This is a genomic window from uncultured Sunxiuqinia sp. (assembly GCF_947495665.1).
Taxonomy (GTDB): Bacteria; Bacteroidota; Bacteroidia; order Bacteroidales; family Prolixibacteraceae; genus Sunxiuqinia; species Sunxiuqinia rutila.
Genome location: NZ_CANLZV010000026.1, coordinates 1 through 14645 on the forward strand (window position 1 = coordinate 1; position 14645 = coordinate 14645).

At 45.6% G+C, this 14645-nt stretch carries 13 protein-coding genes; 5 read left to right on the top strand and 8 right to left on the bottom strand.

Features of this window, described 5'->3' with window-relative positions; translation table 11 throughout:
* Window positions 1-227: 227 nt before the first annotated feature.
* The 4 genes from floA to Q1A18_RS18520 all read right to left on the bottom strand — a co-directional run bounded on the left by floA (window position 228) and on the right by Q1A18_RS18520 (window position 3348).
* Window positions 228-1208, bottom strand: a complete 981-nt coding sequence (gene floA / locus Q1A18_RS18505; RefSeq protein WP_299584408.1) for a flotillin-like protein FloA — start codon at window positions 1206-1208, stop codon at window positions 228-230.
* Entirely contained in the window at window positions 1208-1681 is a 474-nt protein-coding gene (locus tag Q1A18_RS18510) for an NfeD family protein (protein ID WP_299584411.1), read from the bottom strand. Before Q1A18_RS18510 ends, floA begins: the two co-directional genes overlap by 1 nt.
* Before the next feature lie 10 nt (window positions 1682-1691).
* On the bottom strand, window positions 1692-1973 hold the full coding sequence (locus Q1A18_RS18515) for an ATP-dependent Clp protease adaptor ClpS (RefSeq protein ID WP_299584414.1): 282 nt from the start codon (window positions 1971-1973) through the stop codon (window positions 1692-1694).
* A gap of 67 nt (window positions 1974-2040) precedes the next feature.
* Window positions 2041-3348, bottom strand: a complete 1308-nt coding sequence (locus Q1A18_RS18520; protein WP_299584417.1) for a tetratricopeptide repeat protein — start codon at window positions 3346-3348, stop codon at window positions 2041-2043.
* Window positions 3349-3511: 163 nt separating this feature from the next.
* On the opposite strand from Q1A18_RS18520, the gene bcp reads away from it, so the two are divergent.
* The 5 genes from bcp to thrC all read left to right on the top strand — a co-directional run bounded on the left by bcp (window position 3512) and on the right by thrC (window position 10183).
* The gene (gene bcp / locus Q1A18_RS18525) at window positions 3512-3979 is read left to right on the top strand and encodes a thioredoxin-dependent thiol peroxidase (RefSeq protein ID WP_299584420.1); all 468 of its coding nucleotides are present in this window, start codon (window positions 3512-3514) and stop codon (window positions 3977-3979) included.
* Between the two features lies 1 nt (window position 3980).
* Entirely contained in the window at window positions 3981-5003 is a 1023-nt protein-coding gene (gene recA / locus Q1A18_RS18530) for a recombinase RecA (RefSeq protein ID WP_299584466.1), read from the top strand.
* Window positions 5004-5126: 123 nt separating this feature from the next.
* Window positions 5127-7556 carry a bifunctional aspartate kinase/homoserine dehydrogenase I gene (thrA, locus tag Q1A18_RS18535; protein ID WP_299584469.1) on the top strand — a complete coding sequence of 810 codons (2430 nt, stop codon included), beginning with the start codon at window positions 5127-5129 and terminating at the stop codon, window positions 7554-7556.
* A gap of 14 nt (window positions 7557-7570) precedes the next feature.
* Window positions 7571-8785, top strand: a complete 1215-nt coding sequence (locus tag Q1A18_RS18540; protein WP_299584472.1) for a cofactor-independent phosphoglycerate mutase — start codon at window positions 7571-7573, stop codon at window positions 8783-8785.
* Between the two features lie 96 nt (window positions 8786-8881).
* Window positions 8882-10183, top strand: coding sequence for a threonine synthase (gene thrC / locus Q1A18_RS18545; RefSeq protein WP_299584476.1), 1302 nt, complete (start codon window positions 8882-8884; stop codon window positions 10181-10183).
* 116 nt (window positions 10184-10299) lie between these two features.
* On the opposite strand, the gene Q1A18_RS18550 is transcribed toward thrC, so the two are convergent.
* The 4 genes from Q1A18_RS18550 to Q1A18_RS18565 form a co-directional block, all read right to left on the bottom strand.
* The gene (locus tag Q1A18_RS18550) at window positions 10300-10884 is read right to left on the bottom strand and encodes a methyltransferase (protein WP_299584479.1); all 585 of its coding nucleotides are present in this window, start codon (window positions 10882-10884) and stop codon (window positions 10300-10302) included.
* A complete protein-coding gene (locus Q1A18_RS18555; RefSeq protein ID WP_299584482.1) occupies window positions 10884-12215 on the bottom strand; it encodes an SO_0444 family Cu/Zn efflux transporter in 1332 nt (443 codons plus the stop codon). The genes Q1A18_RS18550 and Q1A18_RS18555 overlap by 1 nt, the downstream gene beginning before the upstream one ends.
* A gap of 196 nt (window positions 12216-12411) precedes the next feature.
* Window positions 12412-13827 carry an NfeD family protein gene (locus Q1A18_RS18560; protein WP_299584484.1) on the bottom strand — a complete coding sequence of 472 codons (1416 nt, stop codon included), beginning with the start codon at window positions 13825-13827 and terminating at the stop codon, window positions 12412-12414.
* A gap of 118 nt (window positions 13828-13945) precedes the next feature.
* The gene (locus Q1A18_RS18565; protein ID WP_299584488.1) at window positions 13946-14497 is read right to left on the bottom strand and encodes a lipocalin family protein; all 552 of its coding nucleotides are present in this window, start codon (window positions 14495-14497) and stop codon (window positions 13946-13948) included.
* Window positions 14498-14645 lie beyond the last annotated feature (148 nt).

Below are 14645 nucleotides of genomic sequence, written 5' to 3' on the forward strand. Positions count from 1 at the left end.
GTAGATCTCTATCTACCCTTTTCTAACCTAACTAAACCAATAAAACTAATCAAACCTAAACTTATGAAATAAAATCTGCGACAAAGATATATCGAGAAAGCTGGATATGTGTTAAGCCAATGTTAAAAAACATGCTGAAGAACATTTTTTTATTATTGGATTATTCAAGAACAAAAAAATAGGCTGACTCGAATGAGTCAACCTATTTTTTTACAGGTATTTAATGCTTATTTTTTTCTGCCTTTGCTTTTTTCGTCGCCGGCAATGGAGTCACGCATGGAGGTGTCTGCCATAATGTTTTTGTACTTCATGTAATCCATGATGCCTAGGTTTCCGGAACGGAAAGCTTCTGATATGGCCAGTGGAACTTGCGCTTCAGCTTCAATTACTTTAGCACGCATTTCCTGAGCCTTGGCAATCATTTCCTGCTCCAAGGCAACGGCCATGGCACGGCGCTCTTCGGCTTTGGCCTGGGCAATGTTTTTATCGGCATCGGCTTGGTCAATTTGCAGTCCGGCACCTATGTTTTTACCAATGTCAATATCGGCAATATCAATGGATAGAATTTCAAATGCGGTACCGGCATCAAGCCCTTTGTTCAGTACAACTTTTGAAATTGAGTCGGGGTTTTCCAATACGGCCTTGTGGGTATGGGAAGAACCTATCGAGGAAACGATTCCTTCACCTACACGAGCCAGGATCGTATCTTCACCAGCACCTCCAACCAGTTGCTTGATGTTGGCACGAACCGTAACCCGTGCTTTAGCGATGAGCTGAATTCCGTCTTTCGCTACGGCAGCTACCGGAGGGGTATCAATTACCTTGGGGTTAACCGACATTTGTACAGCTTCAAATACATCACGCCCGGCCAAGTCGATGGCTGTGGCCATGTTGAAGGTTAAGTCGATGTTTGCCTTTTCGGCTGAAACCAAGGCGTGAACAACCATGTCCACCTTTCCGCCAGCCAGGTAGTGGGCTTCCAGTTTGTCGCGATCCAACTTTATGCCGGCTTTGGTTCCTTCAATCAGTGCGCGAACGATAACTGATGGTGGCACTTTCCTGAAACGCATCAGGAAGAGTTGCATGAGTGAAATACGAACACCTGAGACTAAGGCTGAAAACCAGAGTCCGATTGGGATAAAATAAAGAATGATTATAAGCAGGACAAAAATCCCGACAACTAATCCGAAAGTTCCAAAATATTCCATTATTCTTGATTTATTGGTTCAACGAGTACTTGTGTTTTATATACTTCAATGACTTTAATTTTTACATTTTGGTCGACAAAACCGGTGGCTGATTTAGCTTCCATGTTGAGGTTGTTGATTTTAACCCGGCCAGTAGGGGCCAACCGTCCAAGGGTAATCCCTTCGTCTCCAACCTTGATTTGTAGCTCATCAATTTTATCCACATGCCCGTCAATTTCCGAATTCAGCAATAAGCGCTGCCCGGACCGGGATTGAAACAAGCGATATACGATGATGGGAACAGCAATGATAACGAAAGCGAGGGTTAAAATTCCGGCTACGACTCCGTAAGCGTCAAAGGCCAAATAAACACTGGCTCCGAGTAAAATGACTCCGCCAATTCCGGCGATGGTGATTCCGGGAATAACAACAAATTCCAAAAGTAGGAGTAGGATTCCCAGAAAAATGAGAAACAAAATAATTAGTATGGTCATTTATTTTTGCTTAATCAATGGTTGCTTTTAATTTTCGCTCCACCAAGGCCTTCTTCATTGGACTAAGATAAGTAAAACTTCCTTTCTTGACATCACATTTCCCCTTATAATGTGTAATAAGCGTGCATTGTGTAGCCTGTTCGGGATCGTGTTCGCATACATTCATCAAGGCATCAATCACATAATCAAAGCTATGATGATCATCGTTATGAAGAACGAGAAGGCGTTCGTTCTTTATCTTTTCCTTTTCATCCTTGTTGGTTTGTTTCTCAATTTTCTCTTCCGCTTTCATGACTTGGTATTATTTACTCCTATAAAAGTAATACAGATTCAGTTGATTTGCAGTCTGATTTTCGATTTTATTCGCCGGTTATTTGGCGGGCTTCTTTCAGAGGGATGCGCTCTCCATCTTTGTAGGCTGCAATAAATGCATCGCTAACTCCTTCGGTACGCACCTGTGATTGCATTTGCAGGGCATCCTGATAGGACTTTAGCTCGCCAACAGTGTAAACGGTAACACCATTTTCATCGGTGTATTGATCAATACGACGGATAACCGATAGCTTTTTGAACAAGCGTTGTACCCACTCGGGAGGGGTACGGCTGTAGGCGCCAATCTGAATTTTGTACACAACTCCGGTGCTGACAGCTGCCGGTTCTTCCGGAGTTAAATTTTGAACCAGGCTATCCGGAAGTACAAGTGGTTTCTGAGCTTCCAGCTTTTCCAGTCGTTTGGCTTCTTTTGCTTGAATAATGCTGTCCTCCATGGCCTGTATCTTTTCGCTAAAGGCGTGACGGGTCTCGGGGCTGGCTTGAGCCCAGTAATCCTTTTCACCCAAACGTGCCTGAGTATAATTTTGGTTAATCAGCTGGCTTTTGGTGTAGCTTTCCTTTTCGAGGGCGAGGATGGCGTTTGCAATTTCTTCTTTTTCGCCGGCAAAGGCTGAGTTGTATTTTGCACGAAGCAGGTTGGCTTCCTCAGTCAAATTGTGCAACTCCTGCTCTGCTTGCCAGCCGCGAACAAATGCCTGGAGCGAGCTAGCACTGTTGAACTGGTCAATTTTTAGGTATTTTATCGTAGAGTTGACCTGGAAATGAATCAGGCTGTCTTCAAGTCCTGCCGGGATTTCCACTTCTTCGGGTTGCAACTCGACAACTTCCTCAATCGGTGTTGTTGGTTCTGTTTGTTCCGCTTCGTCCTCTTCTTCAGGTGTTGAAAATGGATTGATTTCTTGTTCACATAAGGCTTTCAACTCTTCCAGTTTGGTGTTTTTCTTTTCCTTTCTACGAGCATTATCGTCAAACTGGTTGTAGTAATTCATCGCCTCCGAAAAATTGCCTTTCGCATGGTAGCATTGTGCCAGGTAGTAAAGACTCATTACGGGCGTTTCTTCACCAAGGGAAGTTTCCAATGCGGTTTGAGCCTGTTGGTTGAGTTGTTCGGTTTCAACCAGGCAAATGCCTAAATAGTAGTTTAACATTTTGTCTTGAGGATAAAGATGAACCAAATCCTCAAAATATGGAATGGCTTCCGCATATTGCCCGTTTTCAACCAGGTTTTTGGCTTGTTGTTCGGGGTCATTTTGGGCATGAACCGTTTTTTCGAATAAACCGGGGTTAAGCACAAACAATAAAAGAAAGGCAGTTGTTTTCAAAAATGATATCATGTCTTGGCGCATATTTGTTAAATCGTTTTCGATATAAAATTACAAAAATAGTTGAAAGCTAATTTTTCTTTAACTGTTTAGTTTTTGTTAGCTTTTCACGCGAAATTAATCTGATATTTATCATTAATTCAAGTATATTTGTCTAATTAAATAAAAAAAAAGTATGGGACTGTTGCAAAAAGGTGATGCGGCTCCTGATTTCAAGGGGCTTAATCAAAACAATGAAACAATTTCATTATCGGACTTTAAAGGGAAAAAATTAATCTTATACTTCTATCCTAAAGATAATACTCCCGGCTGTACGGCTGAATCCTGTAATTTGAATGATAACTACGATGCCTGGATTGCCAAAGGCTACGAGGTGGTTGGAGTTAGCCCGGATGGGGTAGAATCGCACAAGAAATTTGCCGATAAATTTGGTTTTAAATTTAACCTAATTGCAGACACAGAGAAGGAGATTCTGCAGGCCTATGGTGTTTGGGGCGAGAAGAATATGTATGGACGGAAATACATGGGCGTACTTCGCACAACCTACGTCATTGACGAGCAGGGAATTGTAGAAGAAGTTTTTCAGAAAGTAAAAACAAAAGATCACACAAATCAAATAATCAAAGCGTTAGACTTAGAATAGCATGGCAAAAGAAGATTCAAATGTGAATAAGGAAAAGCTGAAAGCACTTCAGCTTACAATGGATAAAATTGAAAAAAGTTACGGCAAAGGTTCAATCATGAAGATGGGCGAACGGGTCGTTGAAGATGTTCCGGCAATTTCCTCCGGATCAATCGGACTGGACATTGCTTTGGGAGTTGGTGGATTTCCTAAAGGTCGGATCATTGAAATTTATGGCCCGGAATCGTCGGGTAAAACAACCCTGGCCATCCACGCTATTGCTGAGGCCCAAAAGGCAGGCGGCATTGCTGCAATCATTGATGCGGAGCATGCTTTTGATCCTTACTATGCTCAAAAACTGGGCGTTGACACCGATGAACTGTTGATTTCGCAACCGGACAATGGCGAGCAGGCTTTGGAAATTGCCGATAACCTGATACGTTCGGGAGCTATTGACATTGTTGTGATTGACTCGGTGGCAGCTTTGACTCCGAAAGCGGAAATTGAAGGTGAAATGGGGGATTCCAAAATGGGTTTACAGGCGCGTTTGATGTCGCAGGCTTTGCGTAAGCTTACGGCAAACATTAACCGCACCAAAACCTGCTGTATCTTCATTAACCAATTGCGTGAAAAAATTGGAGTCATGTTCGGTAACCCGGAAACGACAACCGGTGGTAATGCGCTGAAGTTTTACGCTTCGGTTCGGTTGGATATCCGTCGGATTGGACAGATTAAAGATGGCGAAGATGCGATCGGTAACCACACACGTGTGAAGGTGGTCAAAAACAAAGTGGCACCTCCGTTCCGCAAAGCAGAGTTCGATATCATGTATGGCGAAGGAATCTCGAAAGTTGGTGAGATTATTGACTTAGGCGTGAACTACAACATCATTAAGAAAAGTGGATCATGGTTCAGCTATGGTGAATCCAAGCTTGGCCAAGGACGTGAGTCGGTGAAAAATATCTTGCGCGACAACCAGGAACTGGCTCATGAATTAGAGACCAAAATTTTTGAAGCAGTAACTACGGCTGCTGCAGAAGTTTAAAAAAATAGCATATACTGCAGTCAGGTCTGGATGAGGCGAAAACTGCTTCATCCGGATTTTTTTTTGTGCTAATCACAAACGGTTAGAATCAGGAATAGAATAGCAAATTATCAAGATAAAGGTATGAAAGTGTTGAAATTTGGAGGTACTTCCGTTGGAAGTGCTGAAAACATCCGAAGGGTGAAGTCGATTGTAAAAGGTCAGCAGGACGATGTGATCGTCGTGGTTTCTGCTTTAGGCGGAATTACTGACAAGATATTGAACGCAGCGAAAATGGCCGTCATGGGAACGGAATATTTCAACACGGAACTTACCGAAATTACGGAAAGACACGAAGAAGTTGTCGAAGCTTTATTTTCTGGTGACCAAAAAGAAGAAGTTAAAGAGGAAGTGAGCAAGTTGCTCGATGAATTGTCTAAAGTTGTCCGCGGCGTTTACCTGATTGGCGAGTTGACGCCCAAAACGATGGATAAAATAGGCGGTTTTGGCGAACGATTGTCTTCTTACATTATCAGCCAGTTTATTGATGATGCCCAGTGGGTTGATTCTTCCCAGCTGATAAAAACCGATAGTGCGTTTGGCCGTGCCATGGTTGACTTTAAGTTGACCAATAGTGGCATACAGGCTGCCTTAAAAGATTTTTCAGGTGTTTGTGTGGCGCCGGGCTTTGTGGCTTCGAACAGCGCCAACGAGTACACAACCCTTGGACGCGGTGGCTCGGATTATACCGCTTCCATTTTTGCCGCTGCACTGAATGCAAAAGTGCTGGAAATATGGACCGATGTGGATGGCTTCATGACCGCCGATCCGCGTGTGATTCGGAAAGCCTACACCATTGAGTCGCTGAGTTATTCCGAAGCAATGGAGCTGTCGCATTTTGGGGCGAAAGTCATTTATCCGCCAACAATTCTGCCGGTTTACCAAAAAGGAATTCCGGTTCAGATAAAAAACACCTTAAAGCCAGAGGCTGAAGGTTCACTCATCCGCGAAAGCCAGGCCAATGGCAAGGATCGGCCGATTAAAGGTATTTCTTCCATTTCCAACATCAGCTTGCTTACCGTGCAGGGCTTGGGAATGGTGGGTGTTGCCGGTATCTCCATGCGTTTGTTTGGCGCTTTGGCACGCGAAAACATCAATGTTATTTTGATTTCGCAGGCCTCGTCCGAAAACTCCATCTCTTTTGCGGTGGATACTTTCAAGGCTGAATTGGCCGAGGAAGCCATCAAAATTGAATTTGAGCGTGAGATTGCCGCGGAGCAAATCAGCAATGTAGAAGTGGAAAGCGATCTTTCGATTGTGGCCATTGTGGGCGAAAATATGAAACACACCACAGGCATTGCCGGGAAACTGTTTCATACCATCGGAAAGAACGGGATCAACATTATTGCCATTGCGCAGGGCGCCTCAGAGCTTAATATTTCCTGGGTGGTGAAAGATTCTGATTTGCGTAAAACGCTGAATGTGGTGCACGAATCGTTCTTCCTGTCTGAAAATGTTGAAGTAAATATTTTTATGCTGGGCATCGGCCTGGTAGGAGGAAACTTGCTGAAACAGATTCAGCAGCAACAGGAGAAGTTGCTGAAGGAAAAACACCTGAGGTTGAAGTTGGTGGGAGTAGCCAACTCCAAAAAGATGTTGCTTGACCGTGATGGGATTGACATCGAGTCATTTAAAGAACGTCTGGATGCCGATGGACAAACTTCAGGCTTGGAAGCTTACAAGCAAGCCGTGGTTGACATGAATATTTACAACTCGGTTTTTGTGGATTGTACGGCATCCAATGATGCTGCCGATTTGTACGCCGACCTGTTGAATGCCAACGTTTCCATTGTTACGGCTAACAAGGTTGCTGCCTCTTCGGAGTATGATAACTACTTAAAGCTGAAAAAAATAGCCAAGCAAAAAGGCATTAAATTTTTGTTTGAAACCAACGTTGGTGCCGGCTTGCCAATTATAAATACCTTGAATGATTTGGTGAATGCCGGTGATAAAATACAAAAAATTGAAGCCGTTCTTTCCGGAACACTGAACTTCATCTTCAATACCATTTCGGCTGATATTCCAATGAGTCAAACCATTCGGATGGCCAAAGAAGAAGGCTACTCAGAGCCTGATCCGAGAATTGACCTCAGTGGGATTGATGTGGTTCGTAAGCTGCTGATTCTGGTTCGTGAGTCGGGCTACCGGATTGACAAGGATGATGTTACCATTAATAAGTTCATTCCGGATGAATTTTTTGCCGGAAGCATGGACGACTTCTGGACGGGCATTGCCGGTCTGGATGCAGACTTTGAAGAGCGTCGCAAGGTACTTGAAGCCGAAAATAAATGCTGGCGCTTTGTGGCTAAATATGAAAACGGACAGGCGGAAGTCGGCTTGCAGGAGATTGGGATGGGCCATCCGTTCTACGACCTGCAGGGCAGTAACAACCTGGTGATGTTTACAACAGAACGTTACCATGAGTTTCCGATGATTATTAAAGGATACGGAGCTGGTGCCGAGGTAACTGCTGCCGGTGTTTTTGCCGATATTATCCGGGTTTCCAATATCTAAATACCAGTTTGGTTATGAAGTACATTATTGTTTTAGGCGATGGGATGGCCGATGAGCCATTGGCTGACTATGGTGGGAAAACTCCATTGCAGCTGGCCAAAACCCCAATGATTGACCAACTGGCCAAGCGCGCATGCTGCGGACAATTGATTACCGTTCCGGAGCACATGCACCCGGGAAGTGAGATTGCGAACCTGTCGGTGCTGGGCTATGACGTGCCCAGCGTTTATGAGGGGCGCGGAACTTTGGAAGCGGCAAGCATGGGAGTGCAGCTCGAAGAAGGCGATCTGGCCTTGCGCTGTAACATGCTGACCGTAGAAAACGAAAAGATCAAGAACCATTCGGCCGGACATATTTCAAGTGAAGAAGCTCACGAATTGATCGATTTTCTGAATGAAAAGCTAGGCTCGGAACGAATCATTTTTCACAAAGGTGTGTCGTACCGGCACGTGTTGGTCATTAAAGGTGGAAAGAAACAAATGGACTGTACGCCACCACATGATGTTCCGGGGCAACCTTTCAAAAAACATTTGATAAAAGCCACCAACGAGCAGGCTGAGGAAACAGCCGAATTGCTGAATCAGCTTATTGCCCGGTCGATGGAAATTTTACCAGACCATCCCGTCAATCAAAAACTAAAAGCGGCAGGGAAGGAAATGGCAACAAGCATCTGGCCTTGGTCTCCGGGCTACAAACCTCAAATGCCAACCTTAAACGATTTGTTTGGCATTCAAAAGTCGGCGGTAATTTCCGCAGTCGACCTCATTCAGGGCATTGGCGTGTACGCCGGCATGGAGGTCATTCAGGTTGAAGGGGCCACGGGTTTGTACGACACCAATTACGAAGGAAAAGCCCGGGCAACGATTGATGCCTTGGCTGACCATGATTTGGTGTACCTGCATATTGAAGCCAGTGACGAAGCCGGACACGAAGGTGATGTGGAGCTGAAAACGAAAACAATTGAGTACCTGGATCAACGGGTGGTGAAATACCTGATGGAAGAAACCGCCAAGATGGAAGAGCCGGTAACCATTGCTGTTTTACCCGATCATCCTACGCCTTGTGCCACAACAGTGCATACCAAAGATCCGGTGCCATTTCTAATTTACAAACCGGGAGTTGAAGGCGATCAGGTGGAAACCTATGATGAGTTTAGTGTAAAAGCCGGAAGTTATGGCTTGCTTCGTGGTGCTGAATTTATGCGGGCTTTACTGCAGCAAAACAGGTAAGCAGCTTCTTAGTTTCAAGTTCCAGGTTCCAGGTTTCAAGTTCTGGGAATCAAAAAAAATTAAAATCGAATGTCTGGTGTCTAACATCTAACAATAATGAATTATTACAGTACCAATAAAACCATTTCAGAAGTATCCCTGAAAGACGCAGTGGTTAAAGGGCTTGCCGATGATAAAGGGCTATTTATGCCCGAGCGGATTGAGCCGTTTCCAACATCTTTTTTTGAAACGATTCACCACCTGACGTTTCAGGAGATCTCGTTTGAAGTGGCCAAGAAATTTTTTGGCGAAGATATTCCGGAAGCTGACCTGAAAGCCCTGGTTGATGATACCCTCAACTTTGACTGCCCGGTGGTGCATGTCAATGATAACATCTATTCGCTGGAGCTGTGGCATGGCCCAACATTGGCGTTTAAAGATGTGGGTGGTCGGTTTATGGCCCGTTTGCTGGCTTATTTCTTAAAAGACAAGCAAGAGAAGGTGAATGTACTGGTGGCGACTTCAGGAGATACCGGAAGTGCTGTTGCCAATGGCTTCTTGGGCGTTCCCGGCATTCATGTATATGTGTTGTATCCCAAAGGCTTGGTAAGCGATATTCAGGAAAAACAATTTACCACTTTGGGGCAAAACATTACCGCCCTTGAAGTTGAAGGAAATTTTGATGATTGCCAGCGCCTGGTCAAGACGGCCTTTCTGGATGAGCAACTGAAAAACAGCCTGACACTAACATCGGCCAATTCGATCAATGTCGCGCGTTTTCTGCCACAGGCCTTTTACTACTTCAATGCTTATGCGCGCATGCGGCAACGAGGCATGACGGAAGAACTGGTGGTTTCGGTACCCAGTGGCAACTTTGGGAACCTGACAGCTGGTTTGTTTGCCAAAAAAATGGGTTTGCCCATCAAGCGCTTTGTGGCAGCCAACAATGAAAACGACATTGTCTATTCTTATTTGAAGAGCGGAAAATACGAGCCACGGGAATCTGTTGCAACCATTGCGAATGCCATGGATGTGGGTGATCCCAGTAACTTTGCGCGAATCCTGGATTTGTATGATCATTCGCATGCGGCTATTCAGGCTGAAATGCATGGCTACCGCTATTCAAACGAGCAAATTCGGGAAGTGCTGAGTGAGGTTTACCACAAATACGGGTACCTGACCGATCCGCATGGAGCAACGGGCTATAAAGCTTTGGAAGAAGATTTGCTGGATGGCGAAGTGGGAGTGTTCCTGGAAACAGCGCATCCGGCCAAGTTTACCGAAACCGTTGAGCAAATTATCGGTAAAGGAAAAGTTCGTCTGCCCGAAAAACTGGAAGAATTTATGAAGCGCGAAAAACTGTCGGTTGCCATGAGCAAAGACTTTGAGGATTTTCGCAGCTATCTTTTGAAGCAATAGGATCTTAGGAGAATATTCCTTTGGAAGTGAACAGCTCGTTCTCTTTTGAGCGAAAGGCAATCAGCCAACAGCTAATCCGGTCAGCCCGGAAAGCTGCAAACTGTGAAGCGTTTCAATCAGAGGTAACGGGCTGTTTGTTTATAGTACTGTTGGTAGTCGCTGGTAAAACTGGAAGCCATGTATTTTTCCTCACTAAGGATGATTAAATGGTGAGCGAACAGCGAAAACAGGCTAAAGACAGCTACACCGATGCTTGGCACAAGCAAAAAGCAGGCGGTGAAAAAGAAAAAGAAACTGGTGTACATCGGATTCCGGCTGATGCGGTAAATGCCACTGGTTTGCAAAGCATGGTCTTTGGTGGGCAGCCCCACGCGCGTAAAAATGCTCATGGTATAATAAGCCGGAATAAGCAGTAAGTTACCTGCCAGTAGGAAAATCAGGGCAAGCAATTGCTGAACCTCCGGAATTTCGTTTTGAATAAGCCAGGGGAAATAGCTGAAAAACGAGGATGAAAAACTGGCTGGCAGTAAAATAAACAGTAAGAAGCCTGCGGTGAACTTGGCAGGGTAAAAAAGCCAGCTGTTAATGCTGGGTGTACCCATAGCGCCTTGCCCGTTGCGTAAAAGCTGATAGCCCAAAAAGGCCGTTGCCAGCAGCGGAAAACTGCTTAAACTAGTAAGTGCTAGCTGAAGAATAGACATTAAATTTCTCCTTTGTATTGGTAACCAATTTCGTTAATGATCTTTTCAATCTCGTCCAGGTTGATTTTTGTTCCTTTGACCTGAACTTCTGATGTGTTTTTATTGGCAAAAACTTCGTCCACACCTTCCAGCTTCAACAGGTTGCGGGTCACGCTGGCTTCGCAATGCGAACAAGTCATGCCCTCTACCTTTAGTCTTGTCATATTTACCTGTGGAACTTTTTTGCCTTTCTCAAAACGCTCGTAAAAATAACCAAAAATCAATGAGCCAACCAATAAAACCGAAGAGGAAACCTGCAGCCATTCAGGCAGCATTTCATGCTCACCATGTTCATGAATATGCACGATATGGCTTAGGATCAAGTCTGATGGGATGAGCCAGTTGGTGAGCAGTCCAAACAAAACTGCGCCGCCAATAATGGTTCCCAGGTAAACAAACAGCGATTTGCGTCCCATGGTGTTGCCAATTACGGTCATGGTGGCCACATTGGTTGCCGGTCCGGCCATCAGGAAAACCAGTGCGGCTCCCGGCGAAACGCCTTTCATAAGCAATACGGCAGCAATGGGGATGGAGCCGGTGGCACACACATACAGCGGAATAGAGGCGGCCAGAATAATGAGGATTTCCAGGATGCCCCAGCCCTGAAAGCGACTGAAAAAGTCGTCGGGAAGAACCACGGAAATCAGCGCAGCAAGCAAAAAGCCGATGATCAGCCATTTGGCAATGTCCTGAAGTAATTCGATAAAGGCGTAGTGAGTGGCTCGCATAAAGGTATTTCCCTGACGAGCCGGTTGCTCATGGCAGCCACAGGCTTCATCCTGACAGCTGGCACCACTGGCCGATCCGCCTTTTTTGCCCATTGCTTCGGTGTCGAGCTTAAAGCCGGCAAAGGGGTTTTTAGGGGCGGCAGGTTTATCTTTCACCAGCCAGTTGGTTAAAATTCCACCAACAATGCCGGTTACAAAAGCTACGATGGGGCGCAAAAGGGCAAAGGGCCATCCCAGCATGGAGTAGGTGGCAAAGATGGAATCAACGCCGGTTTGGGGTGTCGAAATCAGGAAGGAGTTGGTGGCTCCTTTGGAAGCTCCGTTTCGAAAAAAGGAGATGCCTGTTGGAATCACTCCGCAGGAACACAGGGGCATCGGAATCCCCAGTAACGACGCATTGACCGCTGACTTGGTGTTTGATTGACCCATGTAACGGGTAACTTTCTCTTCCGGAAAGAATACTTTTAACAAGCCGGCAAACAGCAGGCCCAGAATCAGCCAGGGAGCCATCTCGTTCAGTAAATAAATAACTTCATTCAGGTAGTTTATTATAAAATCAATCATCACGTGTCCTCGCTTTATAGTAAAAACAAAATTAGAATTGTTTCGGTTTTAAAAGGAGTTCAGCAGCTAAAAAGTTTAAGGTATCCAGCTATTTATTTTTGTGGAAGTGTTGTGCTTGTTGGGGGGGCAGGCTGGAGGAAAGAAAAGTGGGAGCAGTATCGGCTTTTGTCTGACTGATGCTACTCCCACCAATATTTTAAGATGTTTTTTCAACGTAGAGCTGGGCCGATTCCGTGCGGATGACCACAACTTCATCGCCGCGGTCAATCATGCCCAGGCTGGAAACAGCATCGTATATTTTACCATCAATCTTCACTTTCCCCGAAGGGCGTAAAACGGTGTAAGCTGTTCCGGTTTTTCCTACCAAATGAATAAAGCTGGTGTCAACGCCCACAAATCCCTGCTCTTTTTCCTGGGTTGAATGCAGCGACAGGTTTTTAAAAGCTCCCGAGTTGGCGGTAAACAACTTCTTACTGATGACCAGACTGAGCATAAACCCGCCGAACAAGGCCACAATAACTGTGGTGAGGGCCGTCAGGATTTTGTCCGGATGTACGCCGTCAAAATCAAAGTTGATGTTGTCAATCAGGCTCAACACCAGGCCGGTGAAGCTCAGTGTAATTCCGAGTAGTCCGGCCACGCCAAAGCCGGGAATGACAAAGATTTCGAGCGCAATCAGAATAAGTCCGACGATGAAAATCATGATTTCCCAGTTGGCCGCCAATCCTTCGAGGTAGAGTGGGGCGAAATAGGCAAAGGCTGCGGCCAGGGCTATTATCAGTGGGAAACCGATGCCCGGCGTTTGCATTTCAAAATAAATACCGCCTAAAATGGCCATTATGAGTAAGCCGGAAACCATCGGGTTAACCAGGAAACCAATGATTTTCTCGAGGAACGTAGGGCGGTATTCCACCAGTTCATAATCTTTTACTCCGGCCATTTCCAGAACTTCCGGAACACTGTTGGCAATTCCCTGGCAATAGCCGTGTTTCATGGCTTCGCTGGGGGTAAAGGTGAGTACTTTGCCCGTATCGATGATGCCAGGAATGTAAACACGTTCATCCACCATGGCTTCGGCAATTTGAGGATCTCGGAACCAGCGAAAAGTCGTGTCTTGTCCGCTGATAATGGTGTCGCCACCATGCGCTTCGGCTGTGGCCCGCATGGTCGAGCGCATGTACGACTGGTATTTGTCCGGCATTTGTTGCCCGGTTTGATTAACCACGGTGGCCGCTCCAATGGAGCCGCCCCGACGCATGAAAATACTGTCGCAGGCAATGGAGATCAGGGCCCCGGCACTGGCGGCATTGTTGTCAATAAAAACGTATACCGGAATGGGGCTGTTGAGTATTTTGGTACGAATGGAGTCGGCGTCAATCACCGTTCCTCCGTAGGTATTCATGTGGATCAGAAACAAATCCGCCTTCAAACTGTCGGCCTCCTGAAAGGCTTGTTTGGTTTGGCGCCAAGTGGCCGGCATAATGTTCTGCATGATGTTAAGCTTGTAAACCAGCTTCTTCGGGTTTACCCGGGTTGAATCGGTTTCCTGTGCCTGGCTTCCGAATGAAAATGCGAAAAGCAAGATGAGCGTGTAGATGAGGCCTGATCTCATGATTTTAGTTTTTTAGAGCGTTTTTCCAAAGTTAAGTAATTTTCGTTTGCGATGCTTAGGCTTGTTTGTCCTTGCCGGTAAAGGTTGCGCCTGTTAACGGTTTTTTCAGGAAGCCGGATCAACTTTCGGACGGTTTAGCCGGTTGTTTTTGTGGTACTTTGAACAACTTGCTGGTGTCGTAGCCTCGCGCAGCCGCCTTATCAACCAATTGTTGGTAGGTTTTCTCATCCAGCTGTGGGGTACGGCTTAAAATCCACAAATAGTCGGGTGTGGAACTTCCAATTAAGGCGTACTGGTAATCCTCGTCCAGCTCCAGCACATTGTATGCCGCATAAAAAAACAGGAAAAAGGCCACTTTCAATTGACCGGGCTCATCCGGATTCGGAATTTTGGCTTTACCCACAGCTTCTTTGTAGGGGCCATCCAATGTATTTTTATAACCGGCATTGACGACCTTAATTTTGCCGTCGTCGCGCAGCGAGTAGGTGGCGGTAACGCCCACCAGGTCTTTTTCAAACGAATGCTGAAAGCGTGCAATTTCGTACCAGGTTCCCAGGTAGCGATCCAAATCCAACTGCTTGACGGTCGATTGATCAATTACGGATTGTTTGGATTGGCAGGAGAAAAACAAGGCGAATAGGACTAAAAAACCAGTTGTTTTGCTTGGCATACGGTCTGTTTTAGGGGTTCTTGATTGTCCTTAAATGTACGTATTTTTTTGTTGGCAAGTGAGGATTTCACGCGAAGTGTGGAGCTTATTGAGCAGGTGACTCCAAGTCACCCAGCCACTAAATGGCAATTAGGCAGTAGCTTGCCAG

Bases quoted from the DNA above. Each gene is read 5' to 3' on its own strand.
- thrA (WP_299584469.1), top strand. From the start codon at position 5,127: ATGAAAGTGTTGAAATTTGGAGGTACTTCCGTTGGAAGTGCTGAAAAC.
- Q1A18_RS18555 (WP_299584482.1), bottom strand. From the start codon at position 12,215: ATGATTGATTTTATAATAAACTACCTGAATGAAGTTATTTATTTACTG.
- bcp (WP_299584420.1), top strand. From the start codon at position 3,512: ATGGGACTGTTGCAAAAAGGTGATGCGGCTCCTGATTTCAAGGGGCTT.
- Q1A18_RS18515 (WP_299584414.1), bottom strand. From the start codon at position 1,973: ATGAAAGCGGAAGAGAAAATTGAGAAACAAACCAACAAGGATGAAAAG.
- floA (WP_299584408.1), bottom strand. From the start codon at position 1,208: ATGGAATATTTTGGAACTTTCGGATTAGTTGTCGGGATTTTTGTCCTG.
- thrC (WP_299584476.1), top strand. From the start codon at position 8,882: ATGAATTATTACAGTACCAATAAAACCATTTCAGAAGTATCCCTGAAA.
- Q1A18_RS18520 (WP_299584417.1), bottom strand. From the start codon at position 3,348: ATGATATCATTTTTGAAAACAACTGCCTTTCTTTTATTGTTTGTGCTT.
- recA (WP_299584466.1), top strand. From the start codon at position 3,981: ATGGCAAAAGAAGATTCAAATGTGAATAAGGAAAAGCTGAAAGCACTT.
- Q1A18_RS18540 (WP_299584472.1), top strand. From the start codon at position 7,571: ATGAAGTACATTATTGTTTTAGGCGATGGGATGGCCGATGAGCCATTG.
- Q1A18_RS18565 (WP_299584488.1), bottom strand. From the start codon at position 14,497: ATGCCAAGCAAAACAACTGGTTTTTTAGTCCTATTCGCCTTGTTTTTC.
- Q1A18_RS18550 (WP_299584479.1), bottom strand. From the start codon at position 10,884: ATGTCTATTCTTCAGCTAGCACTTACTAGTTTAAGCAGTTTTCCGCTG.
- Q1A18_RS18510 (WP_299584411.1), bottom strand. From the start codon at position 1,681: ATGACCATACTAATTATTTTGTTTCTCATTTTTCTGGGAATCCTACTC.
- Q1A18_RS18560 (WP_299584484.1), bottom strand. From the start codon at position 13,827: ATGAGATCAGGCCTCATCTACACGCTCATCTTGCTTTTCGCATTTTCA.